Consider the following 23,885-nt stretch of genomic DNA (forward strand, 5'->3'; position numbering starts at 1 on the left):
CCGATGACCGCACTCTCCGTCCGCGAGCTGACCAAGACCTACACCCTCCGCAGCGGCCTGAAGTTCTCGACGCTGCAGGCCGTCAAGGGGGTCGACTTCGACCTCACCCCCGGCCGGACCGTCGCCCTGGTGGGGCAGTCCGGCTCCGGCAAGTCCACCATCGCCAAGCTCATCGCGCAGCTCGAGCGGCCCACCTCGGGGACGATCACCCTCGACGGCGCGCCGATCGGTCGCCGCGGTGCCGCGCTCGCCCGCTACCGGGACGAGGTGCAGATGGTCTTCCAGGACCCCTTCGCCTCGCTGAATCCGTACCACAGCATCGGCCACCACATCGAGCGACCGCTGCTGCTGCACGGGAAGGCGACGCGCTCGACCGTGCGCGAGAAGGTCCTCGAGCTGCTCTCGCGCGTCAATCTCACCCCCGCCGAGGACTACGTCGACCGCAAGCCCCACGAGCTCTCCGGCGGCCAGCGCCAGCGGGTCGCGATCGCCCGGGCGCTGGCCCCGGGGCCCAGCATCCTCATCGCCGACGAACCGGTCTCGATGCTCGACGTCTCGGTGCGCCTGGGCGTGCTGAACCTCCTGGCCCGCTTGCAGCGCGAGGAGAACCTGGCGATGCTCTACATCACGCACGACCTCGCCACCGCCCGGCACTTCTCCGACGAGATCCTCGTGATGTACCGCGGGGACGTGGTCGAGCAGGGACCGGCCGACGACGTCATCCTCCGCCCCCAGGCGGAGTTCACCCGGCAGCTCCTCGTGGCCGCCCCCGAACCCGGCACCAACCCCCGTTTCCTCGCCGAGGCGAAGCGGCGGGGCGTGCCGATGCCCGACCACCTCGCCCCCTCGGAGGACACCCCGTGACACCTTCCCCCGCCGCCCCCGGCCCGCTCCGCCGCGACCTCCACGAGGACTGGACGCTGAGCATCGTCGACGGCCCCGCGCCGCTGAGCGCCCAGGACATCCCCGCCGAGGTGCCCGGCACGCTGATCACGGATCTGCTGGCCGCGGGCCTCATCGAGGATCCGTACCTCGACCGGAACGAGCACGATCTGGCCTGGACGGGGGAGTGCGACGTCGTCTATCGCACCCGCTTCACCGCCGAGGACCCCGGCGGGGACCGGGTGGACCTGGTGGCCGCGAGCCTGGACACCGCGGCGACCGTGGTGCTCAACGGGCAGAGGGTCGCCACGGTCCAGAACCAGCACCGCTCCTGGCGCTTCGACGTCACGGACCTGGTGCGCGCGGGCACGAACGACCTCGAGATCCGCTTCGCCTCCCCGCTGCGCACCGCGCGGGAGAACCAGGCGGTGCTGGGCGATCTGCCGGTGGTCGGCAATGACCTGCCGTACAACGCGATCCGCAAGATGGCCTGCAACTTCGGCTGGGACTGGGGGCCGGTACTGGTCACCAGCGGGATCGCCGGCCCGATCGGGCTCGAGCAGTGGTCCGTGGCGCGGATCGAGCAGCTGCGCCCCCGGGTCACCGTCGACGACGGCCGGGGCGCTGTGGCGCTCCACGCCCGGATCGAGCGCGCGGAGGCATCGGCCGAGGTCCCGCTCGAGCTCGCGGCCCGCGTGCTGGACCCCGCCGGGACCGAGGTCGCCGCCGCCCGCGTCACCGATGCGCGCGATGCCCTCGACCTCGCCCTCGCGGTCGAGGATCCGCAGCGGTGGTGGCCGCGCGGCTACGGGGAGCAGCCGCTCTACACCGTCGAGGTCACGCTGCGCGAGGCCGACGGCACGGTGCGCGACCGCCGCGAGCACCGGATCGCGTTCCGCACCGCGGGCGTGGTCGAGGAGGCCGACGAGATCGGCACCTCCTTCACCGTCGTCGTCAACGACCGCCCGATCCTCGCCAAGGGCGCCAACTGGATCCCCGACGACTGCTTCCCCACCCGCCTCGGCGCCGCGGACTACGCCGCGAGCGTCGCCGATGCGGTCGACGCCGGGATGAACATGCTGCGCATCTGGGGCGGCGGGCTGTACGAGTCCGATCTCCTCTACGACCTGTGCGACGAGCTGGGTCTGCTGGTCTGGCAGGACTTCACCACCGCCTGCGCCGCCTACTCCGAGCTCGAGCCGCTGAGGAGCGAGTTCGAGGCCGAGGCACGGGAGAACATCGTCCGCCTGGCCTGGCATCCCTCCCTCGTCCACTGGAACGGCAGCAACGAGAACGTCGAGGGCTACTACCACTGGGGCTGGAAGGAGACGATCGAGGAGGGCACCGGCTGGGGGCTCGGCTACTACACCGAGCTGTTCCCCGCCCTGCTGGCCGAGCTCGATCCCACCCGCAGCTACACGCCCACCAGCCCCTACTCCCGGCCGCTGCCCGAGGACCCCCGCAACCCCGATCACGGCACCGTGCACAACTGGGTGGCCTGGGCCTCGGAGGGGGACAACGACTACGAGCGCTATCGCGACACCGTCCCGCGCTTCTCCGCCGAGTTCGGCTACCAGGGCCCCGCGAACCACGCGACCCTCGCCCGCGCCGTCACCGAGCGGCCCCTGGACCCGGACTCGCCCACGATGCTCTCGCACCAGAAGGCGGTGGGCGGTCAGGACAAGCTGCGCCGGGGTTTCGCCCGCCACCTCCCGGCGCCGGAGGGCTTCGACGACTTCCACGCCACCACCCAGCTCAACCAGGCCCGGGCCCTGATCTGCGGGATCGGCCACTACCGCTCCCACTGGCCGGTCTGCGGCGGCACCATCGTGTGGCAGCTCAACGACTGCTGGCCCGTGGTCTCCTGGGCCGCGGTGGACGGCGACGGTCGCCGCAAGCTGCTCTGGTACGCGCTGCGCGACCTCTACGCCCCCGTGCTGCTGACCGTCCAGCCCCGTCCGGACGGCCCCGCCATCAGCCTCGGCAACGACACCGACGAGGAGATCACGGGCCGGGCGCTGCTGCGCCGCCAGGACCACGCCGGGACGGTGCTGGCCGAGACGGCGCTGGAGGTGCACGCGGCCCCGCGCACCGCGGTGACGATCCCCGTGCCCGCCGCGCTCGCCGAGCCGGCCGATCCCGCGGACGAGGTGCTCGTCGTCGCGCTCGAGGGACGGCCGGAGCGGACCGTGCACTTCTTCGCCGAGGACGTCGACTCGCACCTCCCGGACGGCGCGCTCACCGCCACTGCGCGGGCGTGCGAGGACGGCGTCGAGCTCGGACTCGCCGCGAGCGCGACGGTGCGCGACCTGTGCGTGCACGCCGACCGGGTCGCGCCCGACGCCGTCAGCGATCGGCAGCTGGTGACCCTGCTGCCGGGGGAGCGGACCACCGTGCGGGTGCGCACCGCCGCCGCCGTCGACCCGGCCGCCTTCCTCGACCCCACCGTCCTGGTCAGCGCCAACGACCTGCTCGCGCGGGCGCAGGCGCGGGCCGGCTGACCGGGAGCGGTGGGCATGGGCACGATCGGCGTCGCGATCCCGGAGTCGGTGTGGTCGGCGCGCTCGGAGCAGTTCTACACCCAGGTGCTCCACGGCCTCGAGGACACCGTGGTCCCGCGCGGGCACGGCGTGCTCAGCCACGTCGCCCGGGGCGTCCAGGAGGAGGTCGAGGTGCTGCACCGCTGGGCCGAGCGGGGTGCGGCGGACATCGTCATCCTCAAGGACCTGCGCGAGGGGGACCCGCGGCCCCTCGCCGTGCGCGAGCTGGGCCTGAGCTGCCTGGTGATCGGGGACGTGCGGCAGCCCAGGATCGGCTCCAGCGTGAGCATCGACAACGCCGGCACCATGCGCAGCGTCCTGGAGGACCTGCACCGCCGCGGGCACGAGCGGATCGCGCACGTCGGCGGGCCCGTCGAGCTGCTGCACAGCACCTGGCGCCGCCGCGCCTACGAGGAGTTCCAGCGCGAGCACGGGTTCCCGGTGCTGGTCGCGGAGGGGGACTACGGCGCCCCGAGCGGGGCCGAGGCCACCCGGCGGCTGCTCGCGGCCCCGGTGCGGCCCACCGTCGCGGTCTACGACAACGACGCGATGGCGATCGCGGGCTACGGGGCCGCCGTCGAGGCCGGACTGGACATGCCCGCCGAGCTCTCGATCCTCGCCTGGGACGACTCCCCGGCCTGCCAGATGCATGCCCCGCCGCTGGCCGTGATCGATCGTCAGCCCCATCAGCTGGGGGTGGATCTGGGCCGGGCGGCGCTGACGATGCTCGCGGACGCCGGCTGCGAGGTCAGCGTCGCCCAGGCGCTGCCCCGCCTGCTGCCCCGCGGGACGCTCATCTCCCCGCCGACCGGTGCGCGCGGGACCGCAGGTCCCGCATCGGTCCCGATCCGCTGAACTCCTCGCCGGGGAGCCTCGGTTCGGGTGACCATGGAGCATGTCCTTCGATCTCGAGCCCGTCGAACTCCTCGCCTGTGCGCTCACGGCCGTGATGCTGGCGATCCCGGTCGCCTTCCCGCTCGCCGCGGGCGTGATCGCCGCCCCGCGCCGGTCATGGAGCGCTCCGGGGCTGGCCACCGGCCTGGGACTGCTGCTGGGCGTCGTGCTCGCCGCGGCCGGCTATCTCGCCGTGGGTCCCGGCACGGTGGCGACCTTCTCCGCCGTGGCGATGCTGCTGGGGCTGCTCGGGGCGCTCGGTGCCGCGGTGCTGGTCATCGTGCAGTCCGAGGGCAGCACCCTGAGCACCGCCGTCGGCGTCGTGTCCTGTGCGCTGATCGGGCTCGCCGAGCCCGGTCTGACGCTGCCGGCGATGCTGGGTCTCAGCCGATCCGTGCTCGTGGTGCTCTCCGCCGTGGTGATCGAGGCCGTCACGATCGCCGTGCTCGTGGCCTTCCTCGTCGCCGCCGGCGGCCGGGTGCGGGCGCTGCAGATCGGCGTGGCCGTGGCCGGGTTCGTCACAGCCGTGCTGCTCGGCGTCGGGGTGCTCGCCCGCGCCGCGGCGAGCGCCGACCCGCCCTCGGCGTCCCAGCCCGCCCTGCTCATCACGGTGCTGGTGGCCCTGGCGCTCGGGAGCATCGTGGGCGGCGTGCTCGAGGTGATGCGCGAGCGCCGGCGGGCCCGGGGCGGGAGCCCCACCACGAGGCGCTGAGGGGCGGGGCGCCGAGGGCCGGCGCCGCAGGTCTCAGGGCAGGGGAGCGAGCGAGAAGCCCGCGGGCGCCAGGTGGCCGAGCTCGGCGCGCAGCAGCTCGCCGACCTCCGCGCGGCGGTCCTCGTCCATCCGCTCGATCGGTCCGGTGACGCTCACCGCGACCGAGCGGCCGCCGGGGCGGGTCAGCGCGATGCCCACGCAGGCGATGCCGGCCTCGTTCTCCTCGACCTCCGTGGACCAGCCGCGCCGCGCGGTCTCCTCGACCACCCGCTCGAGCCGATCCGCCGTGACCACCGCGCCGGGCTCGACGACCTCCCCGACGGTGGCCCGGGCGTACGCCGCGAGCGCGGCGCCGCGCACCCCGTCGGCGGCGAGGAGCGCCCGGCCCATCGCCGTGCGCGCGGCCGGTGCCCGCTTGCCCACCCGGGACCAGACCCGCACGGTGCGCTCGGGCTCCACCTTGTCCAGGTAGAGCACGCCGGTGCCGTCGAGGCGGCCCAGATGCACCAGCTCCTGGGTCCGCTGCGAGACCGCCGCGAGCGCCGGGGCGAAGAGCAGGGCGAGGTTCTCGGTCCCCTCGAGGCGCCGCGCCAGCTCCGGCACCGCCCCGCCCAGCCGGTAGCGCTGGTCGTCGGGCAGCTGCTCCGCGAAGCGGCGATGCATGAGGGCACGCAGCAACCGGTGCACCGAGGCCTTGTTCAGCCCGCTGGCCTCGGCGATCTCCCGCAGAGCGAGCCCCTCGGGGCCGGCCTCGGCGAGCACCTCCAGCAGCGCCAGCGCCTTGTCGACGCTGCCGACGGGGGAGGCGGCGGGTTCCGGATGCGGCGGGCTCGTGGTCATGGCGTCCATTCTCTCCGAGGCGTGCGTGCCGGGGCTGCGTTGCCCCGCGGACCGATCGGGTCTACTCTAATCGCGCATTGCGAAACATGCGTTTCGACAGGCAAAACTTCAGACCGTCGGGCCGACCACCCGACACCGCTTGCAGTCCGCCCCCGCGGTCCGCGACGTCGCGCGAAGGAGCACGATGACCACGCACACGACGACCGACGCCCGGGACGAGGGATCCCCGGGCACCGCCTCGGCCCAGCCCACGCGCAGCGTGGGGGACCTGGTCCGCGCCTCCGTCTCCGGCTGGCTCGGCACCGCGCTGGAGTTCATGGACTTCCAGCTGTACTCGCTCGCCGCGGCGCTCGTCTTCAGCGAGATCTTCTTCGCCTCGGAGGACGCCGGCATGGCCGTCATCGGGGCGATGGCGACCTATGGCGTCGGGTACGTCGCCCGGCCCGTCGGCGCCTGGTACTTCGGACGCATGGGCGACCGCATCGGGCGCAAGAAGGTCCTCTTCTACACGATCGTCCTCATGGGCCTGGCCACGACGCTCATCGGCGTGCTGCCCACCTACGAGCAGGTCGGGCTCCTCGCCCCGGCCCTGCTGGTCGCTCTGCGGATGGCCCAGGGATTCGGCGCGGGCGCGGAGATCTCCGGCGCCGGCGTCATGCTCGCCGAGTACGCCCCCGTGTCCCGCCGCGGCCTGGTCGCCTCCCTGGTGGCGCTGGGCACCAACTGCGGCACCCTCTTCGCCTCGGCGATCTGGGCCGTCCTGCTGGTCGCGGTCACGGAGCAGCAGCTGTACGACTGGGCATGGCGCATCCCCTTCATCGCCAGCGCGCTGGTCATGGTCTTCGCGGTGTGGGTGCGGCTGAACCTCAAGGAGAGCCCCGTCTTCGAGGCCCGCCAGGACGTCGTCGACGGCCAGGTCGTCGACGCCGAGGAGCTCACGGACGGCGCCGCGCCCGCCGCGACCGAGGAGTTCCAGGAGGCGCCCTCGTGGACCGTGAAGTCGGTCGCGGTCGCCTTCCTGCTCCGTTTCGGCCAGGCGGGCAACTCCGGAATGATCCAGACCTACCTGATCACCTTCATGACGGTCTTCCTGATGCTCGACAAGCAGCTGTCCACCGAGGTCGTCATCATCTCCTCGCTGGTCGCCTTCCTGACCGTCCCCGTGGTGGGTCTGCTGGGCGACCGCTTCGGACGCAGGACGATGTACGCCGTGATGAGCACGGCCGGCCTCGTCGTCGCCCTGCCCTGCATCCTCCTGATCGTCTCGGGCGGCACCGCGCAGGTCATCCTCGGCTACGTGGTGCTGCACAACATCGGCGTGATGTCCCTGGCCTCGATGGAGAACCTGACGCTGCCCGAGATCTTCGGGGCGAAGAACCGCTACCAGGCCACGGGCGTGGTCCGCGAGGTCGCCGCCATCGTCGCCACCGGTGCGACCCCGGTGATCGCCGCCGCCCTGGTCGCCGCCACCGGGTCCTGGATCCCGGTGGCCGTGATCATCATGTTCTTCAGCGGCTGTGCGCTCTTCGCCGCCCTGTGGATGAAGGAGGTCGCCGGGCGCGATCTCACCGATCCGAACCCGGCGATGTGACCTCCGGGCCTGTGCCACGCTCAGCGGTACGGGCCCGAGCAGCGCTCGTCGTCCTCTCCTGCGACACCCCGACCCGCTCCTACTCCCCTGGAGGACCTCCCCATGGCCATCGACCGCGTCGACGTGAACGTCACCAGCCCGGGCCGCAACTTCGTCACCGTCAAGATCACCACCTCCGACGGGGCCGTGGGATGGGGCGACGGCACGCTCAACGGCCGCGAGCTCGCCGTCGTCTCCTACCTGCGCGACCATGTCGCCCCCACCCTCATCGGCCGGGACGAGTCCGCGATCGAGGCGACCTGGCAGTACCTCTACCGCAGCCCCTACTGGCGCCGCGGGCCGGTGACCATGGCCGCGGTCGCCGCGATCGACATGGCGCTGTGGGACATCGCCGCGAAGAAGGCCGGAGTCCCCCTCTACCAGCTGCTCGGCGGCGCCTCGCGCACCGGCCTGCTCGCCTACGTCCACGCCTCCGGCACCACGATCGAGCGGCTCAACGAGGCGGTCCACGGATACGTCGAGCAGGGCTTCCAGGCGGTGCGCGTCCAGGCCGGCGTCCCGGGGCTCGACCATATCTACGGCGTGCACGACGCCGCCCCGGGCGGGAAGTACGAGTACGAGCCCGCCGGCCGCCCGGCCGCGGGGGCGCCGCTGCGGCCGACGGAGGAGACCTGGGACACCCGCGCCTACCTCCGCCACCTGCCCGCCGTCTTCGAGGGCGTGCGCGAGGAGTTCGGCCCCGAGCTGCGCCTCCTCCACGACGGCCACCACCGCATGACCCCCATCGAGGCGGCACGGCTGGCACGGTCGCTCGAGCCCTACGACCCGTTCTGGCTCGAGGACTGCACGCCCGGCGAGGACCAGTCCGTGCTGCGCCTGGTGCGCCAGCACTCGGTGACCCCGCTGGCCATCGGGGAGGTCTTCAACTCGGTGCACGACTACCAGACGCTGATCACCGAGCGGCTGATCGACTACGTGCGCTCCTCCGCCACCCACGCCGGGGGCATCACCGGGCTGCGCCAGATCATGACCTTCGCGGGGATCTACGGGATCCGCTCCGGCTTCCACGGCCCCACCGACGTCTCGCCGGTGGGCATGGCCGCGCATCTCCACCTGGGCCTGGCGATCCACAACTTCGGCATCCAGGAGTACATGCCGCACTCGGAGCAGGCGCTGCAGGTGTTCCGCACCGGCTACCGTGTCGAGGACGGCCTCCTCCACCCGGGCGAGGCCCCGGGCCTCGGCGTCGAGCTCGACGAGGAGGCCGCCGCCGCCCACGAGTACGCTCCCGCCTACCTGCCCGTGAACCGCCTCCGCGACGGCACCGTGCACGACTGGTGAGAGCGGGGGCCCGCGCCCCGCCCCGTGCCCTCGAAGGAGATCACCGATGACCGCCTCCGCGCCCGCCGGCCCGTCGTTCCTCGTCCCGCCCGGACCGACGACGCGACCCACCCTCGAGGGCACCTTCGGGATGTCCGCCTCCACCCATTGGATCGCGACCGCCACCATGCAGAGCGTGCTCGAGCGCGGCGGGAACGCCTTCGACGCCGCCGCGGCGGGAGCCTTCGTCCTGCACGTGGTCGAGCCGCATCTCAACGGCCCCGGCGGCGACGTGACCGCGGTGCTCGCGACCGGCGAGGACCCCACGCCCCGGGTGCTGATGGGGCAGGGGCCCGCGCCGGCCGGCGCCACCATCGAGCACTACCGGTCCGAGGGGCTGGACCGGGTGCCGGGCACCGGGGCGCTCGCCGCCGCCGTCCCGTTCGCGGTGGACGCCTGGCTGCTCCTGCTGGCGGAGCACGGCACCTGGGAGCTCGCCGACGTCCTGGAGCACGCGATCGACGGCGCCGAGAACGGTCACCCCGTCCTCGAGCGGGTGTGCGCGCAGATCGCGACGGTCTCGGAGACCTTCACCGAGCACTGGCCCAGCTCCGCCACCCTGTGGATGCCGGACGGCCGCCCGCCGACTCCCGGCGCGTTGCTGCGCAATCCCGAGTACGCGGCCGTGCTGCGGGACCTCGTCGCGGCCGGCGAGGGCATCGGGGCCGACGGGCAGGAGGGCCGCGTGGCCCGCATCGAGGTGGCCCGCACCCGGTGGCGCACCGGCCCGGTCGCGCAGGCGATCGCCGACTTCCTCCGCACCCCGCATCGCCATTCCGACGGCGCGGACCATGCGGGGGTGATGACCCTCGAGGACCTCGCCGCGGCCTCCGCCTGCTTCGAGCCCGCCGCCACCGCCTCCTTCCGCGGCGTCACGGTCGCGAAGACCGGGCCCTGGGGGCAGGGCGCCGCCCTGCTGCAGGCCCTGCGCCACCTCGACGGCCTCGAGGACGACCGGCTGGACCCGTCCACCGAGCGCGGGGCGCACACGATCCTCGAGACCCTGAAGCTGGTGCTCGCCGACCGCGACACCCATTTCGGGGACGGGTCCGTCGCCCTCGACGACCTGCTCTCCGAGGAGTACCTCGCCGCGCGCCGGGCGCTGGTCACGGACACGGCCTCCCGGGAGTTCCGGCCCGGCCTCCTCGGGGACGCGTCGCCGGTGCATCCCCCGCTGCGCACCGACGACGATCACGCGGCCTCCTCCGGCGGCGCGGCCGCCACCGCGCACGGCTCCGGGGAGCCGACGGTCCGCGCCACCGGCGAGGCGCGCGGGGACACCTGCCACCTCGACGTCGTGGACCGGTGGGGGAACATCATCAGCGCCACCCCCTCGGGCGGCTGGCTGCAGTCCTCGCCCGCGATCCCCGGGCTCGGCTTCTGCCTGGGGACCCGGCTGCAGATGATGTGGCTGGACGAGGCGCTGCCCTCCGCCCTGCGGCCCGGGGCGCGACCCCGCACCACCCTCACCCCGACGCTCGTGCTGCGCGCGGGCGAGCCGGTGCTCGCCTGCGGCTCCCCGGGCGGGGACCAGCAGGACCAGTGGCAGCTGCTGTTCCTGCTGCGGGTGCTGGTGGGCGGGCTCTCGCTCCAGGAGGCGATCGACGCGCCCGCCCTGCACACCCTGTCCGCGCCCAGCTCGTTCTGGCCGCGCACGTGGTCCCCGGGGTCGGCGGTGCTCGAGGATCGGATCGGAGAGGACGTGATCGCCGGTCTTGAGGCGCGGGGCCACCGGGTGACCCGCGCCGGCGACTGGTCCCTCGGGAGACTCTCCGCCGTGATGCGGGATCCCGACACCGGGGTCCTCCGCGCGGCCGCGAACTCCCGCGGGGCACAGGGGTACGCCGCGGGGCGCTGATCGCCCGGGGGGAGGAGAATCCCAGGCCGCTGCGGAGACAATGGTCCCGTGGATGATTCCTCCGTGACCGTCGATTCCGTCCTCGCTCTGCTGCGCACGTCGCCGCTGGACGAGGCGCAGCTCGAGCAGCTCTCCCGCGAGGCCCATCAGCTGCCGAGGGCGGAGCTGGTGTACCTGGTCGGGACCCGGCCGGCGACCGAGGCCGCGCTGCTGTTCCGCGTGCTCGAGAAGGACGCCGCCCTGGCGGTCTTCGAGGCGCTGCCCGCGCACCACCAGGCCGAGCTGATCTCCGCGCTGCGCACGCAGCAGGTCGCCGACTTCATCGGGGATCTCGACCCCGACGACCGGGCTCTGCTGTTCGACGAGCTCCCGGCGACGGTCGCCGAGCGGCTCATGAGCGGCCTGGGCGCCGCGGAGCGCGCCATGACCACCGCCGTGCTGGGCTATCCGCGCCACGCGATCGGCCGCTACATGTCCCCGGAGGTGCTCGCCCTGCGCCCGGGATGGACGGCCGGCGAGGCCCTCGCGCACGTGCGCGCCCACGCCGACGAGCCCGAGACCATCTACCTGCTGCCGGTGGTCGACGGATCCCGGCGGCTGCTCGGAGTGGTGGGGCTGCGCCGCCTCCTGGTCGCCGACGCCGGTGACCGGGTCGAGGACCTCGCCCACGAGGCTGTCCGGGCCACGGCGACCGAGGACCGGGAGGAAGCGGTGCGCCGCTTCTTCGAGGCGAAGCTGCTGGCGATGCCGATCGTGGACCACGAGGGCCGCCTGGTCGGGATCCTCACGGTGGATGACGCCGTGGCCATCATGGAGAAGGAGAACGCGGAGGACTCCGCCCGCACCAGCGGCTCCGAGCCGCTGCCGCGCGCCTACCTCTCCACCCCGATCCTGGGGGTGGTGCGCAGCCGCATCGTCTGGCTGCTGGTGCTCGCGGTCTCCGCGGTCCTCACCGTGCACGTGCTCGAGATCTTCGAGGACCGGCTCGACCAGGTGGTGATCCTGGCTCTGTTCATCCCGCTGCTGACGGGGACCGGCGGCAACACCGGCAACCAGGCGGCGACCACCGTCACCAGAGCGCTCGCCGTGGGGGAGGTGAGGTTCCGGGACCTCCCGCGGGTGCTCTGGCGGGAGCTGCGGGTGGGGGCGACTCTCGGGGTGGTGCTCGGCGCGCTGGGCCTCGTCGTCGCCGGTCTCGTCTACGGCCTGGCGATCGGAGCGGTCATCGGGCTCACGCTGCTGTCGATCTGCACCATGGCCGCGATGGTGGGCGGCCTGATGCCGCTGCTCGCCAAGAAGCTCGGGGCGGACCCGGCGGTGTTCTCCAACCCCTTCATCTCGACTTTCTGCGACGCCACCGGCCTCATCATCTACTTCACGATCGCCACCGCCGTGCTGGGGCTGTGAGCGGCGGGCCGGGATGCCGCCCGGCCAGCTCCTGCGGGGCTCAGCCCTCGTCGCCGACGGTGATCGCCTGGGCCTCCTGCGCCGCGGAGAGGTGGTGCTGCCCGACCGCGGAGAGGTGGCGCCGGCCGGACACCAGCACCACCATGCCCACGACGATCGAGGCGGCCGCCAGCAGGTACGGCGCCCCGGCGGAGGTGGCCGCGGCCAGCGGACCGGCGACGGCCGGGGCGATGGCGCCGCCCAGGAAGCGCACGCCGGAGTACGCGGAGCTGGCCACGCCCCGGGGCAGGTCGGTGGCCTCCATGACGGTCTCGGTGAGCGCGGTGTTCATGATGCCCAGCAGCAGCCCGCCGATCACGATCAGGACGATCAGGGCGGTCATCGAGGAGTGGACGGCGGCCAGGGCCAGCATCAGCACCGTGAGCAGACCCAGCGTCCCCAGCAGGGTGGGGATCAGGCCCAGGCGCCGCGTGAGGACCGGGGCGACGAGCACCGAGGTGATCGCCAGGCCGATGCCCCAGCCGAAGAACACCCCGCCGATGCCCAGTGCGCCGAACTCCAGGCCGTGCGCGGCGGCGGCCGCCTCGAGCGGGAACGGGGAGTAGGCCAGCAGGATGAAGAAGGCGACGTTGTAGAAGACCGCGGTGAGCGCGAGGGTGCGCAGCGCCGGATGGGCCAGCGCGCGCAGCGCGGCCGTCGGCGCGACGGGCGCGGGGCGCGGCTCCTTCTGCAGCAGCACCGCGATCGCGAGGAAGCCGATGCCCATCAGCACCGCCGTGCCCGCGAAGGGAGCGCGCCAGGAGACCGAGCCCAGCAGCCCGCCCAGCAGCGGGCCCAGCGCCATGCCGATCCCGAGCGCCGTCTCGTAGAGGATGATCGCGCCGCCGCTGGGGCCCGCGGTGGCGCCGACGATCGCGGCCAGCGCGGTGGAGATGAACAGGGCGTTGCCCAGCCCCCACCCGGCGCGCAGTCCGATGATCTCGGTGACCGAGCCGGCCGTGGCGGCGAGCGCCGCGAACAGGACCACGAGCGCGAGCCCCACCAGCAGGGTGCGCTTGACGCCCACGCGCGCGGCGAGCCAGCTGGTGAAGAACATGGCGATCGCCGTGACGACGAGGTAGCTGGTGAACAGGAGCATCGCCTGGGAGGGCGTGGCCTCCAGCTGCGTGCTGATCGCGGGGAGGATCGGGTCCACCAGGCCGATGCCCATGAAGGACACGGTCGCGGCGAAGGCGATCGCCCACACCGCCTTCGGCTGGTGGAAGGCCTCGCGGAGCGTGGGCGCTGCGGGGGCCGACGGGGCGGCGAGCTCGGTGGCAGGAGCGGTCATGCGGAGGGGACCTCGGATCATGCAGGGGGTGGGATGGTGGTGGGCGGGGGCGGGTCACCCGTCGTGGGCGTCGACGATCCCGGCGAGGATCTGCGCGGCGGCCTCGAGGGTCTCGAGGTCGCGGGCGGGGAGCTGCTCGAGGAGTCCGCCCACGCCCACGGCCAGCTGTTCGCGCCAGAGCGCGAGCTGCGCGGAGCCCTCCGGCGTGGTGCTCACCAGGGCGGAGCGCGCATCGCTCGGATCGGGAGCGCGGCGCACCAGGCCCTCGTCCTCGAGCCGGGTGATCACCGTGGTGGCCGTGGGGCGGGAGACCCGCTCGCGGTCGGCGATCTCGCTGAGGCGCAGCGGGCCCAGCCGGTCGATGGTGGCGACCACCCGCCAGGACACCGAGCCGACGCCCACCTCGGAGCGCCGTGCGGCGAGCCGCGAGAACTGGCTGCACACGAGGGCGAGCTGCTGCGGGAGCTCGCTGGGGGAGGGGTCGGTGGGCGTCATGCCGGCCCACAGTAGTGAGCAATGCGAACTATTTCAAGCGAGGGTGGCCCGGGCCGCGGGGCCGCACCGCTCACGGGAGCGGGAAGCGCACCCCCGTGAGCTCCTCCGAGACGTCCCAGAGCCGCCGCGCCGTCTCGACGTCGCGGGCCCGGCGGGAGCGGCTCACGAGCGCCGGCGCACCGCGCATCTCGAGCAGCCCGCCGGGGCCCACATAGCTGTCGCCGGGCAGGTCCGCGGCGGCCGCGGCCAGCGTGGGCTGGGCGCCGACCTCCGCGGGCTGCGCGATGAGGGGCGCGAACCGCGCCGAGAGCGTCGGGCGCTGTCCGCGGTGGAACAGCGCCGTCGAGGAGACGCCGGGATGGGCGGCGAGGGCGCGCACCGGGGACCCGGCTGCGCCGAGGCGCCGCTGCAGCTCGGCGGTGAACAGGAGGTTGGCGAGCTTGGACTGCGCGTAGGCGGGCATCGCGCGGTACGGGCGCCGCCGCCAGTTCAGGTCCTCGAGGTCGATCCGGCCCATCCGATGGCCGATGGAGGAGAGCGTGACCACCCGATCCCGGAGGCGGGGCAGCAGGAGGCCCGTCAGGGCGAAGTGCCCCAGGTGGTTGGTGCCCATCTGCAGCTCGAAGCCGTCGGCCGTGCGGCCCAGCGGCGGCACCATGAGGCCCGCGTTGTTGACGAGCACGTCGACCGGGCCCTCGAGCTCCTCGGCGAAGGCGCGGACCGAGGTGAGGTCCGCGAGGTCGAGCCGGCGCACCTCCACCGTGCCGGGCATGCTCGCCGCGGCCTGCTCGCCCGTGGCCGGGGTGCGGACGGCGAGGACCACGTGCGCGCCGGCGTCGGCCAGGGCGCGCGCGGTCACCAGGCCGAGGCCGCTGTTGGCGCCGGTGACGACGACGGTGCGTCCGGCGAGGCGGGAGAGGTCGATGTGCAGCGGGGTGCTCATGACGCCCAACGTAGTCGGCGGCGCCCGGAGAGGGCGGGTCAGCGGCTGACGGGGTCCCCGCCCTCGCCGGCCAGGAGAGTCGCGATCTCCGCGAGGCGCGGCGCGCCCTCCCAGTCCCCGGGCGTGGTGCAGGCCAGGGCGCCGCAGGCGTTCGCCCGCGCCAGGCGCTCTCGCACCTCGCGGCCCTCGAGGAGCGCGCTGAGGTAGCCGGCCACGAAGGCGTCGCCCGCGCCCACGGTGTCCACCACGTCGACGCGGTGCCCCGGCGCGGTGACGACCTCGTCCCCGGACAGGGCGGCGGCACCCTCGGCGCCGAGCTTGACGACCACCTCGCGGCGGCCGCCGTCCGCGAGCGCCCGCAGCAGCGCCTCGGGATCGTCCTCGGCGACGCCGGGGGCCAGGATCGAGAGCTCCTCCGGCCCGCCGAAGAGCACGTCGACGTGCTCGAGGATCTCGCCGAGGCGCTCGGCCAGCAGCTCCCGCGAGCCCAGGCGGGAGCGGTAGTTCACGTCCAGGCTGATCCGCACCCCGGCCCCGGCCGCGCGCCGGGCCGCGGCGACGTTGGTGGCGTGGGCGGACTCCGAGAGCAGCGGGGTGATGCCGCTGAGGTGCAGGATCTCCGCCTGCTCGATGAGGTCCTCGGGGAGGTCCTGCGGGGTGATCGCGGCGGCCGCGGAGCCGGCGCGGTAGTAGTCCACGCGGGTGGTGGTGCCGCTGGGGCGGGACTTGATCATCAGGCCCGTGGGCCGCTCCGGATCGACGTCGCAGCGCACCTCGACGCCCTCGGCGCGGATCTCCCGCGTCACGCGCACGCCCAGCGGGTCGTCGCCCACCCGGCTCACCCAGGCCACCGGCACGCCCAGCCGGCGCAGCCCGATCGCGAGGTTCGACTCCGCCCCGCCCAGGGAGATGTCCACGCTCGGCAGGTGCGCGAGGGAGCCGATCGCGCCGCTGCGCAGCATCGCCATGGTCTCGCCCACGGCGACCACACGGGGGCGGGCGGTGCTCGTGGAGCTCATGCCCCCGCCTCGCGCGCGGCGACGCCCACGAACGCCCGGGCCCGCTCGGCGAGCTGCTCGAGGCTGCCGCCGCGCAGGGCGTCGCCCAACAGCGGACCGCCCACGGAGACCGCCTCGGCGCCGGCGCGCAGCCACGCCTCGGCGGCCTCGAGGTCGACTCCGCCGGAAGGGATCACGCGGATCCCCGGGAAGGGCCCGCGCAGGTCCTTGACGTAGCCGGGGCCCACCACGCTCGCGGGGAACACCTTCACCGCGGCGGCGCCCGCCGCCCAGCCGGCGTGCAGCTCGCTGGGGGTGAGGCCCCCGGGGACGATCGCGACGCCGGTGGTGGTGGCGGTCGCGAGCAGGTCGGCGCGGGTGATCGGGGTGACGATGTAGTGCGCGCCGCGCTCGGCGGCGGTGCGCAGGTCCGCGGGGTCGGTGACGGTGCCGACCCCGATGTCGAGCCGGTCCTCGAAGCGCTCGCGCAGCGCGGGCAGCTCCTCGAGGGTGCCGGGGGTGGACAGCGTCAGCTCGACCGAGCGGATGCCGGCGCCGGCGAGGGTCTCGAGCACGGGAGCGTACTGATCGGCGCGCTCGCCGCGGATGACGACGATGAGGCGCGAGGCGGCGGTGCGCTCGGGCAGCGCGGGGCGGTCGATGGCGGTCATGGGGGCCTCCTGGGTGAGGGGACGGGATGGGGGTGTCGACGGCGCCTCAGAGCGCGAGCAGCACCTTCGCGGAGCGGGAGGCGGCCTTCGCGGTCGCGAAGGCCTCCGTCGCCTCGGAGGCGTCGATGACCTGGGTGATCACGCTGTCGAAGCGTTCGTCCTGAGCGAGCAGCTCGATCGCCTCGTCGATCTCGCCGTCGAAGCGCTGGGTGCCGCGCAGCTGGACCTCCTTGGCCACGAGCGCCGCGAGGTTCACCGGGATCTCGGTGTCCGGCAGGATCGCCACCTGCACGATGATCCCCGCCGGACGCACCGCGCGCACGGCGGAGGACAGGGAGACGGGCGCGGAGGAGCACTCGAGCACCACGTCGTAGGCGCTGTCGTCGAGGTCCTGCTCGGTCACCAGCACCGTCCGGTCCGCGCCCAGCGCGCGGGCGCGCTCGAGGGGCTCGGGCCGCACGTCGGTGACGTCCACGCTCGCCGCGCCGCGGTGCAGCAGCGCCGCGACGGCCAGCAGGCCGATCGGGCCCGCGCCCAGCACCAGGCAGCGCTTCCCGGCCACGTCCCCGGCGATGGTCACCGCGTGCAGGGACACCGCGAGCGGCTCGGCGAGGGCGCCGCGGCGCAGCGGCAGCGAGGCGGGCAGCACGCGGACGCTCTCGCGCGGGACCACCAGCTGCTCGGCCGCGGCGCCCTGGCGGTGCGGTATGACGCTCGCGCTGCCCAGGTAGTCGCCACCGGGCCACAGGTGCGGACGGTCCTCGAGGCCGGGGGTGCTGCGGCCGTAGCGGGCCGGGTGCACGGTGACCGGGGTACCGGGGGCGAGCTCGCCGCGAGGGTCGAGGTCGATCACGGCGGAGAGCTCGTGGCCGGGGACCAGCGGCTCGCGGATCACGAAGGCACCGTTCGCGCCGTGGAAGTAGTAGTGCAGGTCGGAGCCGCAGATGCCGACGTAGGCGATGCGCAGGCGCACCTCGTCCGCGGCGGGCTCGACCGCGGGGACGTCCTCGTAGCGGATGTCGCCTGCGGCATGGATGGTCAGGGCCTTCATCAGTGGTTCTCCTTCAGGGACGCGGCGACGGCATCGGCGGCCGCGGCGCGCGGACCCGAGCGGACGATGGTGGTCAGCAGCTGCCCGACGGCCTCGATGAACTCCGCGCGCTCGGCCAGCGGCGCGGAGAGGCAGCCGCTCTCGAGCAGCGCCCGGGCGTGCTCGGCGGGCGTCGTGGCACCGGAGGTGGCCCGGACCAGCTGCTCCTGCGCAGGGTCGGTCATGGCGCGGGCCTGCTCGCCGGGCTCGAATCCGCGCGGCGGCACCACGCAGGCGAACCAGGCCGCGACGGTCAGCGCCAGCAGGGCCGGCATCCGTCCCCGGTCGAGGTGGTGCAGCGCCGGGGCGGGGATCCGCTGGGGCAGGCGCATCGACCCGTCGGATCCCACCTGGCGGGTGCGGTGGCCGAGGTCGTGGTTGCGCCAGCGGTGGGTGAGGTCCTCGAGGTAGCCCTCGACGTCGAATCCCTCGGGCAGGTCGATGGTGGGCAGGTTCTCCTGCCGGATCAGCGTGAGCGTCGCCTCCGCGATCCAGTCCCGGGAGAAGGACTCGGGGATGGTGACGGCGCCGTCGAGGGCGCCGAGGTAGGCGATCAGCGAGTGCGGGCCGTTGAGGATCCGCAGCTTGACCTGCTCGTACTTCTCGACCTCGGCGGCATCGGCGGGCATGATCGCCCCGCCGCGGTCCCAGGCGGGGCGGCCGGCGGGGAAGTCGTCCTCGATCACCCACATGGAGAAGCGCTCGGTGCGGACCGGGGCGCGGTCGGTCACGCCCAGCAGCTCGGCGACCTGCGCGGAGGTCGCGGGAGTGGTCGCCGGGACGATCCGATCCACCATCGCGTCCGGGAAGGAGACCTGCTCGCGGAGGTAGGAGAGGACGTCGTCCTCGGCGCCGGAGAGCTCGAGGAACTCCGTGACCATGGCGCGTGCGGTCCGTCCTGCGGCGGAGACGTTGTCGCAGGGCAGCACGGTGAACGGCTCGCCGTCGCGAGAGCGCTCGGTGAGGCCGCGGGCCAGCAGTCCGATGACGCTGCGGGCCGCGGCGGGATGGTCGAGGTCCCCGCGGATCGCCGCGGAGTCGACGTCGAGCCGGCCCGTGCGCGGCGAGACCGCGTAGCCGCCCTCGGAGACCGTCAGGGTGAGGATCCGGCGTCGCGGGTCGGCGATCTCGCGGACCACGCGCTCCGGCTCCTCGGCCATGACGCCCATCCCGCGGTGGACGTCGACGACGTCGGCCCGGGAGCCCTCGTCGGAGAGCTCGAGCACGCTGTACAGGCCGTCCTGTGCGGCGAGGGGGTCCACCACGGCCCGGGAGCGGTGGGCGAAGCCGATGATCCCCCAGTCGCCCTCCTCGGCCGCGAGCGCGCGGGCCGTGTGGACGGCGGTATGGGCCCGATGGAAGGCGCCGAGGCCCAGGTGGATGATCCCGGCGCGGGCGGGGTCCGCGGGAGCGGGAGCCCCCAGTCGCGGCAGGGATCCGGCAGTGCCCCGCGCGAGGTCGGGATGAGGGGACGACGGCACCGGGGCCTCCTGACGAGACGGGCGTTTCGGGTTGCGGAACGGCAGTTCCGCTTTCCGGTACAGCCTAGCAAGGCCCTGTCGCGTCGCAGGGCTGTGTCCGAGAGGTCACGCGCTAGAGGTCCGACCATAGGGGCGTGTGGCGCACGGGAGGTACGCGGCATTTCCACAGTGGCACGGCAGCTGCCCGCCGCTCCGGCCACGCACCCCCTTGACTCATCGGATGTCTCGGCGGCACAGTGGCATCCACCGCCCCCGGAGGAGGAACTCCGGCGGCCGACGGAACGGCATGGCCCACCCTCGCGATCCGCTCGCGCAAGGAGACGATATGACGGCCTGGACGGCGAAGTCCCCGCACCCCCGACGCAGATCCGTCCTCGGCGCCGGTGTCGTGCTCCCGCTGGCGTCGCTCACCGCCTGCGGGACGCCCGCCAGCCCTCCCGAGACGACCCTTTACACCTGGATCTCCAACGAGAACGACCGGGCCCAGTGGGAGGCTTTCATCGCCGCGGCGCAGGAAGCCGATCCCGACTTCGAGCTCACTCTCGAGGGGCCCAGCTTCGAGGACTACTGGACCAAGGTGAAGACCCGGATGTCCTCCCGCGGCACGCCCGCCCTCCTCACCACGCAGGCCGCCCGCGCGCAGGAGCTCTCGGCGCTGCTGCTCCCGCTGGACGAGCTGGCCGCCGAGGCCGGCGTCTACCTCGGGGCCTTCAACGCCCCGATGATCGCCGGCATGACCGTGGAGGGGACCGTGCGCGGGATCCCGTACGACGCGGAGCCCATGGCCCTGTTCTACAACCGGGCCCACTTCCGGGACGCCGGCCGCGAGGTGCCCGGGCCGACGTACACGCTGGACCGGTTCCTGGACGACGCGCAGGCACTCACCACCGCCGAGCGCTACGGCGTGGCGCTGACCTCCGGGCTCGTCGGCCTCGGGATGGCGATCGGTGTGGCCGAGGGCGGGGCCGCCGTTCGGGACGAGGAGCTCACGCTCACCGATCCGGCACTGGTGGACGCCATCCAGTTCACCTTCGACCTCTCGGCCGAGCACCAGGTGGCGGCGCCGCCTCCGGCCGTCGACGCCGACCCCGCTGCCCAGCAGGCCCTGATGAACGGGCAGGTCGCCATGCATCTGGACGGCCCGTGGATGTACCAGGCCTACGCCGATGCCCTCGGCGAGGACCTGGGGGTGGCGATCGTCCCCTCGACCGGCGGCGAGGCACGCGGGATGCTCCAGGGCTCCGGCTTCGGGATCGCCTCGAACGCCGAGGACCCGTCGGCGGCATTCGCGACGCTCTCGGCGATCATCACCCCCGAGGTGATCGGGGAGGTCGCACGGACCCGAGGCACCTTCCCCTCGCTCGCGGGCCAGGAGGAGCGGTGGACGGAGGGCAAGAACCCGGACAACGCGAGGGCCATCACGGCTCTCGCCCACGACGGGGACCCGCTGATCACGACGCCCAGCTGGAACGAGGTGCTCGCCCAGTTCGGACAGTACGCCCCCGAGGGCTTCCGCGGTCATCGCACGGCGCAGGACATCCTCGCGCAGGTGCAGAAGGTGGGTGCCTGATGGCCACCGTCGCACCCACCGGCAGCGGCTCCACGATCGCCTCCCCGACCACCGCGCGCACGGCTCCCGGCGCCGCCCGGCGCCGGCGCCCCCGCTGGCCCCTTGCCCTGTATCTGGGGCCGGGGATGCTCGGATTCTCCGTCTTCATCGTCCTGCCGCTGCTGTTCTCCCTGGTGATGAGTCTGTACGACTGGCCCTTGTTCGGACAGGCCGAGTTCGTCGGTCTCGAGAACTACCGACGGATGCTCACCGGCGACCCGGCGTTCTGGGCCAGCCTCTTCACCACGGTCCTCTTCGCGATCGTGTACACCGCCGCGAACCTCGCGGTGTGCCTGGGACTGAGCTACTGGCTGATGTCCCTGGGCAGGCGCTGGGCCTCGTCCTTCCGGGTCCTCTTCTTCATCCCCGTGGTCACCCCCATGATCGGCAATGCGCTGATCTTCCGGCTGATGCTCAACGACGACGGGGTCGTCAACCAGATGCTCGCCCGCCTCGGCATCTCCGGTCCCTCGTGGCTCAGCACCCCGGGCTGGGCGATGGTCTCGCTCGTGCTGATGTCGCTGTGGCAGGGCATCGGCTACAACATCATCGTGCTCGGCGCCGGTATCGCCGGGATCAGCCCGAGCGTCCTGGAGGCCTCGCGCATCGACGGTGCGGGACCGATCCTCCGCTTCACCCGGGTCATCTTCCCGATGCTCTCGCCCACCGTCTTCTTCTGCACGGTGATGACCGTCATCGGGGCCTTCAAGGTGTTCGCCCAGCCCTACGCCCTCACCGAGGGCGGGCCGGCGAACTCCACCACCACGCTCGTGCTGCTGCTGTACCGCAACGGCTTCTCCTACGACCGCCTGGGCTATGCCTCAGCCCTCGCCTGGGCGCTGTTCGTGGTGGTCATGCTGATCACCGCCTTCCAGTTCAGCCAGCAGAAGAGGTGGGTCTCCTATGACAGCTGACACGCTCCCCCGCACCACCGCGCGCCGCGCCTCCGGTGGAGGCCAGCTGCTCTCCAAGGTGCTGCTGGTCGTGGTCGGCGTGGTCTTCGCCTTCCCGTTCCTGTGGATGCTGGCGACCTCGCTGAAGCCCACCGACGAGGTCTTCGCGACCGGCACCAGCCTGATCGGGTCCCGGATCGCCTGGGACAACTACCAGATCGCCTGGACGGCCGTGCCCTTCGGTCGGATCCTCCTCAACAGCCTTCTGGTCGCGCTGCTGGGTGCGGGCCTGACGGTGACGGTCTCGGTGCTCAGCGCCTACGCCTTCACCCGCTTCACGTTCCGGGGCCGGGCCGCCCTGTTCGGCGGCTTCCTCGCCACCATGGTGCTGCCCCAGGAGATCCTGGTGATCCCGCTGTTCTTCATGATGCAGCAGCTGCAGCTGGTGAACTCCTTCCCGGCGCTGATCCTCCCCTTCGCCTTCGGCGCCTTCGGCACCTTCCTCATCCGGCAGTTCCTGCTCAGCCTGCCTCCGGACTACGAGGAGGCCGCCACGATCGACGGCGCCGGCCGGCTGCGAACCCTGGTCAGCGTGATCGTGCCCCTGCTGCGCGCCCCGATCGCCGTGGTCTTCGTGTTCTCCTTCATCGAGTACTGGGGCAGCTTCCTGTGGCCGCTGATCATCGTCAACGACGCGTCCATGGCCACCGTGCCGATCGGGCTCCAGATGTTCTCCGGCGAGCGGGGCACCGACTGGGGGCCGATGATGGCCGCCGTGACACTGGTGGTGATCCCCAGCCTGGTGATCGTCGTGCTGCTGCAGAAGCAGCTGCGGCAGGGCGTCGCCATGAGCGGCTTCGGGGGCCGATGAGCACCGATCCCACGCACCGTCCCGTCGACCGACCCCGATCCCCGATCCCCGATCCACCCACCACCTGAGGAGCACCACCGACGATGACCGAGCCCGCACAGGCCACCGCCCCCACGCGCTTCGACGAGCTGCCGCAGCGGTTGCCCGACTGGTACCGACACGCACCGCTGGGGATCTTCATCCACTGGGGCGCCTACTCCGTGCCCGCGTGGGCCGAGCCCACCGCCGAGCTCGGAGCCATCGACAACGACCTCGGCTGGTTCGCGCACAATCCGTATGCCGAGTGGTACTTCAACACCATCCGCATCGACGGCTCTCCCGCACAGCGTCACCACCGGGAGGCGCACGGCGACGCCCCCTACGACGACTTCCTGGACCGATGGGACGCCTCCGCCTTCGACCCCGACGCCTGGGCGGCGCTCTTCGCCCGCGCCGGCGCCGACTACGTCATCCCGACCACCAAGCACCACGACGGCATCGCGCTCTGGGACGCCCCCGGCACCGGGGACCGCAACACGGTCCGCCGCGGCCCCAGGCGCGACCTCGTCGGCGACATCGCCCGCGCCACCACCGCGGCCGGCCTGCGGTTCGGCGTCTACTACTCCGGCGGCATCGACTGGCACGTGCGTCCCACCGACCCCATCACCTCCGGCGAGGCGATGCATCTGCCGCACGACGAGGAGTACGGCCAGTACTGCTCCGCGCACATGCGCGACCTCATCGACCGCTATGCCCCCGACGTCTTCTGGAACGACATCGCCTGGCCCGAGGAGAACCACCACTTCGGCCCCGGCGGGCTCGGCGACCTCCTGGACCACTTCTACACGCAGCGCCCCGAGGGCCTGATCAACGACCGCTTCAGCGGCGCACACCGGGACTACACGACGCTCGAGTACCAGGCCGGCGAGATCCCCGAGCACGGCGCCTGGGAGCACAACCGCGGCATCGGCCTCTCCTTCGGGTACAACCGCGTCGAGGGTCCCAAGCAGTACCTCAGCGGTGGACAGCTCGCCCGGCTCGTCGTGGCCGCAGTGAGCCGCGGCGGGCGGGCCCTGATCAACGTGGGGCCCGCGGCCGACGGCACGATCCCAGCGATGCAGGTCGCCGCGCTCGAGGAGCTCGGCACCTTCATGGCCGCGCACAAGGCGCACCTCGCGGGTGCCGAGGGGCTCGGCGAGCTCGAGATCCCCGGCGTGTCGTGGGCGCGGGCCGTGGCCCAGGGTGACGAGTGCCGGGTGTACCTCGCGGGCGAGGGCTCCGGGGACGAGGTCGAGGTGGCGGCGGAGCATCTGCCGTCCGGCTTCGCCTGGCCGGAGCGGACGACCGTGCGCCTGCCGGGGGAGCGGGAGGCGCCGATCGCCGTCGGCGCACCGCGCGCCTGAACGCGCCCCGGCCCCGGG

The 23,885-nt window shown here is 73.3% G+C and carries 20 protein-coding genes; 12 read left to right on the forward strand and 8 right to left on the reverse strand.

All coding sequences use genetic code 11. The features are described from left to right. Positions 1-3: 3 nt before the first annotated feature. Genes CXH06_RS00365 through CXH06_RS00380 form a run of 4 tightly spaced genes read left to right on the forward strand, consistent with a single transcriptional unit; the run spans position 4 to position 5,028 of the window. Positions 4-864, forward strand: coding sequence for an ABC transporter ATP-binding protein (locus CXH06_RS00365; RefSeq protein ID WP_114853171.1), 861 nt, complete (start codon positions 4-6; stop codon positions 862-864). Continuing rightward, a complete protein-coding gene (locus CXH06_RS00370) occupies positions 861-3,383 on the forward strand; it encodes a glycoside hydrolase family 2 protein (RefSeq protein ID WP_114853172.1) in 2,523 nt (840 codons plus the stop codon). The genes CXH06_RS00365 and CXH06_RS00370 overlap by 4 nt, the downstream gene beginning before the upstream one ends. A 15-nt stretch (positions 3,384-3,398) precedes the next feature. Beyond that, positions 3,399-4,277, forward strand: coding sequence for a LacI family DNA-binding transcriptional regulator (locus tag CXH06_RS00375; protein ID WP_114853173.1), 879 nt, complete (start codon positions 3,399-3,401; stop codon positions 4,275-4,277). 40 nt (positions 4,278-4,317) lie between these two features. After that, positions 4,318-5,028: a hypothetical protein gene (locus CXH06_RS00380; RefSeq protein ID WP_114853174.1), complete on the forward strand. Its 711-nt coding sequence runs from the start codon at positions 4,318-4,320 to the stop codon at positions 5,026-5,028. A 33-nt stretch (positions 5,029-5,061) separates the two neighbouring features. On the opposite strand, the gene CXH06_RS00385 is transcribed toward CXH06_RS00380, so the two are convergent. Then, the gene (locus CXH06_RS00385; RefSeq protein WP_114853445.1) at positions 5,062-5,868 is read right to left on the reverse strand and encodes an IclR family transcriptional regulator; all 807 of its coding nucleotides are present in this window, start codon (positions 5,866-5,868) and stop codon (positions 5,062-5,064) included. 184 nt (positions 5,869-6,052) lie between these two features. Between CXH06_RS00385 and CXH06_RS00390 the strand changes: the two genes are divergently transcribed. The 4 genes from CXH06_RS00390 (at position 6,053) to mgtE (ending at position 12,104) form a co-directional block, all read left to right on the forward strand. Further along, positions 6,053-7,459: an MFS transporter gene (locus tag CXH06_RS00390; RefSeq protein ID WP_114853175.1), complete on the forward strand. Its 1,407-nt coding sequence runs from the start codon at positions 6,053-6,055 to the stop codon at positions 7,457-7,459. 102 nt (positions 7,460-7,561) lie between these two features. Next, positions 7,562-8,800, forward strand: a complete 1,239-nt coding sequence (gene manD, locus CXH06_RS00395; protein WP_114853176.1) for a D-mannonate dehydratase ManD — start codon at positions 7,562-7,564, stop codon at positions 8,798-8,800. A gap of 46 nt (positions 8,801-8,846) precedes the next feature. Beyond that, positions 8,847-10,697 (forward strand): gamma-glutamyltransferase family protein, encoded by a 1,851-nt coding sequence (locus CXH06_RS00400; RefSeq protein WP_114853177.1) that lies wholly within the window; start codon positions 8,847-8,849, stop codon positions 10,695-10,697. 48 nt (positions 10,698-10,745) lie between these two features. Further along, positions 10,746-12,104, forward strand: a complete 1,359-nt coding sequence (gene mgtE, locus CXH06_RS00405; protein WP_114853178.1) for a magnesium transporter — start codon at positions 10,746-10,748, stop codon at positions 12,102-12,104. A gap of 40 nt (positions 12,105-12,144) precedes the next feature. Here the strand turns inward: mgtE and CXH06_RS00410 are convergent, their stop codons facing one another. The 7 genes from CXH06_RS00410 to CXH06_RS00440 form a co-directional block, all read right to left on the reverse strand. Next, a complete protein-coding gene (locus CXH06_RS00410; protein WP_114853179.1) occupies positions 12,145-13,434 on the reverse strand; it encodes an MFS transporter in 1,290 nt (429 codons plus the stop codon). A 54-nt stretch (positions 13,435-13,488) separates the two neighbouring features. Continuing rightward, entirely contained in the window at positions 13,489-13,929 is a 441-nt protein-coding gene (locus tag CXH06_RS00415; RefSeq protein WP_114853180.1) for a MarR family winged helix-turn-helix transcriptional regulator, read from the reverse strand. Between the two features lie 70 nt (positions 13,930-13,999). Beyond that, complete coding sequence (locus CXH06_RS00420) at positions 14,000-14,872, reverse strand: oxidoreductase (RefSeq protein WP_114853181.1); 873 nt, start codon at positions 14,870-14,872, stop codon at positions 14,000-14,002. A gap of 38 nt (positions 14,873-14,910) precedes the next feature. Beyond that, positions 14,911-15,891, reverse strand: coding sequence for a sugar kinase (locus CXH06_RS00425; RefSeq protein WP_157975531.1), 981 nt, complete (start codon positions 15,889-15,891; stop codon positions 14,911-14,913). Further along, positions 15,888-16,541 (reverse strand): bifunctional 4-hydroxy-2-oxoglutarate aldolase/2-dehydro-3-deoxy-phosphogluconate aldolase, encoded by a 654-nt coding sequence (locus CXH06_RS00430; RefSeq protein ID WP_114853182.1) that lies wholly within the window; start codon positions 16,539-16,541, stop codon positions 15,888-15,890. The genes CXH06_RS00425 and CXH06_RS00430 overlap by 4 nt, the downstream gene beginning before the upstream one ends. Before the next feature lie 46 nt (positions 16,542-16,587). Continuing rightward, positions 16,588-17,592: an L-idonate 5-dehydrogenase gene (locus CXH06_RS00435; RefSeq protein ID WP_114853183.1), complete on the reverse strand. Its 1,005-nt coding sequence runs from the start codon at positions 17,590-17,592 to the stop codon at positions 16,588-16,590. Continuing rightward, a complete protein-coding gene (locus tag CXH06_RS00440; protein ID WP_198683974.1) occupies positions 17,592-19,112 on the reverse strand; it encodes a mannitol dehydrogenase family protein in 1,521 nt (506 codons plus the stop codon). The genes CXH06_RS00435 and CXH06_RS00440 overlap by 1 nt, the downstream gene beginning before the upstream one ends. 325 nt (positions 19,113-19,437) lie before the next feature. Here CXH06_RS00440 and CXH06_RS00445 point away from each other — a divergent pair, with 325 nt between their 5' ends. The 4 genes from CXH06_RS00445 (at position 19,438) to CXH06_RS00460 (ending at position 23,867) form a co-directional block, all read left to right on the forward strand. Further along, positions 19,438-20,682, forward strand: a complete 1,245-nt coding sequence (locus CXH06_RS00445) for an ABC transporter substrate-binding protein (protein ID WP_157975532.1) — start codon at positions 19,438-19,440, stop codon at positions 20,680-20,682. Beyond that, positions 20,682-21,635, forward strand: coding sequence for a carbohydrate ABC transporter permease (locus tag CXH06_RS00450; RefSeq protein WP_232820133.1), 954 nt, complete (start codon positions 20,682-20,684; stop codon positions 21,633-21,635). Before CXH06_RS00445 ends, CXH06_RS00450 begins: the two co-directional genes overlap by 1 nt. Then, positions 21,625-22,485 carry a carbohydrate ABC transporter permease gene (locus CXH06_RS00455; protein WP_198683975.1) on the forward strand — a complete coding sequence of 287 codons (861 nt, stop codon included), beginning with the start codon at positions 21,625-21,627 and terminating at the stop codon, positions 22,483-22,485. Before CXH06_RS00450 ends, CXH06_RS00455 begins: the two co-directional genes overlap by 11 nt. Positions 22,486-22,568: 83 nt before the next feature. Then, on the forward strand, positions 22,569-23,867 hold the full coding sequence (locus tag CXH06_RS00460; RefSeq protein WP_114853185.1) for an alpha-L-fucosidase: 1,299 nt from the start codon (positions 22,569-22,571) through the stop codon (positions 23,865-23,867). The last annotated feature ends 18 nt before the right edge of the window (positions 23,868-23,885 follow it).

The organism is Brachybacterium sp. YJGR34, assembly GCF_003347015.1.
Classification (GTDB): Bacteria; Actinomycetota; Actinomycetes; order Actinomycetales; family Dermabacteraceae; genus Brachybacterium.

Coding starts and splice junctions, on each gene's coding strand:
- CXH06_RS00365 (WP_114853171.1), top strand. CDS start 4: ATGACCGCACTCTCCGTCCGCGAGCTGACCAAGACCTACACCCTCCGC.
- CXH06_RS00375 (WP_114853173.1), top strand. CDS start 3,399: ATGGGCACGATCGGCGTCGCGATCCCGGAGTCGGTGTGGTCGGCGCGC.
- CXH06_RS00380 (WP_114853174.1), top strand. CDS start 4,318: ATGTCCTTCGATCTCGAGCCCGTCGAACTCCTCGCCTGTGCGCTCACG.
- CXH06_RS00385 (WP_114853445.1), bottom strand. CDS start 5,868: ATGACCACGAGCCCGCCGCATCCGGAACCCGCCGCCTCCCCCGTCGGC.
- CXH06_RS00390 (WP_114853175.1), top strand. CDS start 6,053: ATGACCACGCACACGACGACCGACGCCCGGGACGAGGGATCCCCGGGC.
- manD (WP_114853176.1), top strand. CDS start 7,562: ATGGCCATCGACCGCGTCGACGTGAACGTCACCAGCCCGGGCCGCAAC.
- CXH06_RS00400 (WP_114853177.1), top strand. CDS start 8,847: ATGACCGCCTCCGCGCCCGCCGGCCCGTCGTTCCTCGTCCCGCCCGGA.
- CXH06_RS00410 (WP_114853179.1), bottom strand. CDS start 13,434: ATGACCGCTCCTGCCACCGAGCTCGCCGCCCCGTCGGCCCCCGCAGCG.
- CXH06_RS00415 (WP_114853180.1), bottom strand. CDS start 13,929: ATGACGCCCACCGACCCCTCCCCCAGCGAGCTCCCGCAGCAGCTCGCC.
- CXH06_RS00420 (WP_114853181.1), bottom strand. CDS start 14,872: ATGAGCACCCCGCTGCACATCGACCTCTCCCGCCTCGCCGGACGCACC.
- CXH06_RS00425 (WP_157975531.1), bottom strand. CDS start 15,891: ATGAGCTCCACGAGCACCGCCCGCCCCCGTGTGGTCGCCGTGGGCGAG.
- CXH06_RS00430 (WP_114853182.1), bottom strand. CDS start 16,541: ATGACCGCCATCGACCGCCCCGCGCTGCCCGAGCGCACCGCCGCCTCG.
- CXH06_RS00435 (WP_114853183.1), bottom strand. CDS start 17,592: ATGAAGGCCCTGACCATCCATGCCGCAGGCGACATCCGCTACGAGGAC.
- CXH06_RS00445 (WP_157975532.1), top strand. CDS start 19,438: ATGACGGCCTGGACGGCGAAGTCCCCGCACCCCCGACGCAGATCCGTC.
- CXH06_RS00450 (WP_232820133.1), top strand. CDS start 20,682: ATGGCCACCGTCGCACCCACCGGCAGCGGCTCCACGATCGCCTCCCCG.
- CXH06_RS00455 (WP_198683975.1), top strand. CDS start 21,625: ATGACAGCTGACACGCTCCCCCGCACCACCGCGCGCCGCGCCTCCGGT.
- CXH06_RS00460 (WP_114853185.1), top strand. CDS start 22,569: ATGACCGAGCCCGCACAGGCCACCGCCCCCACGCGCTTCGACGAGCTG.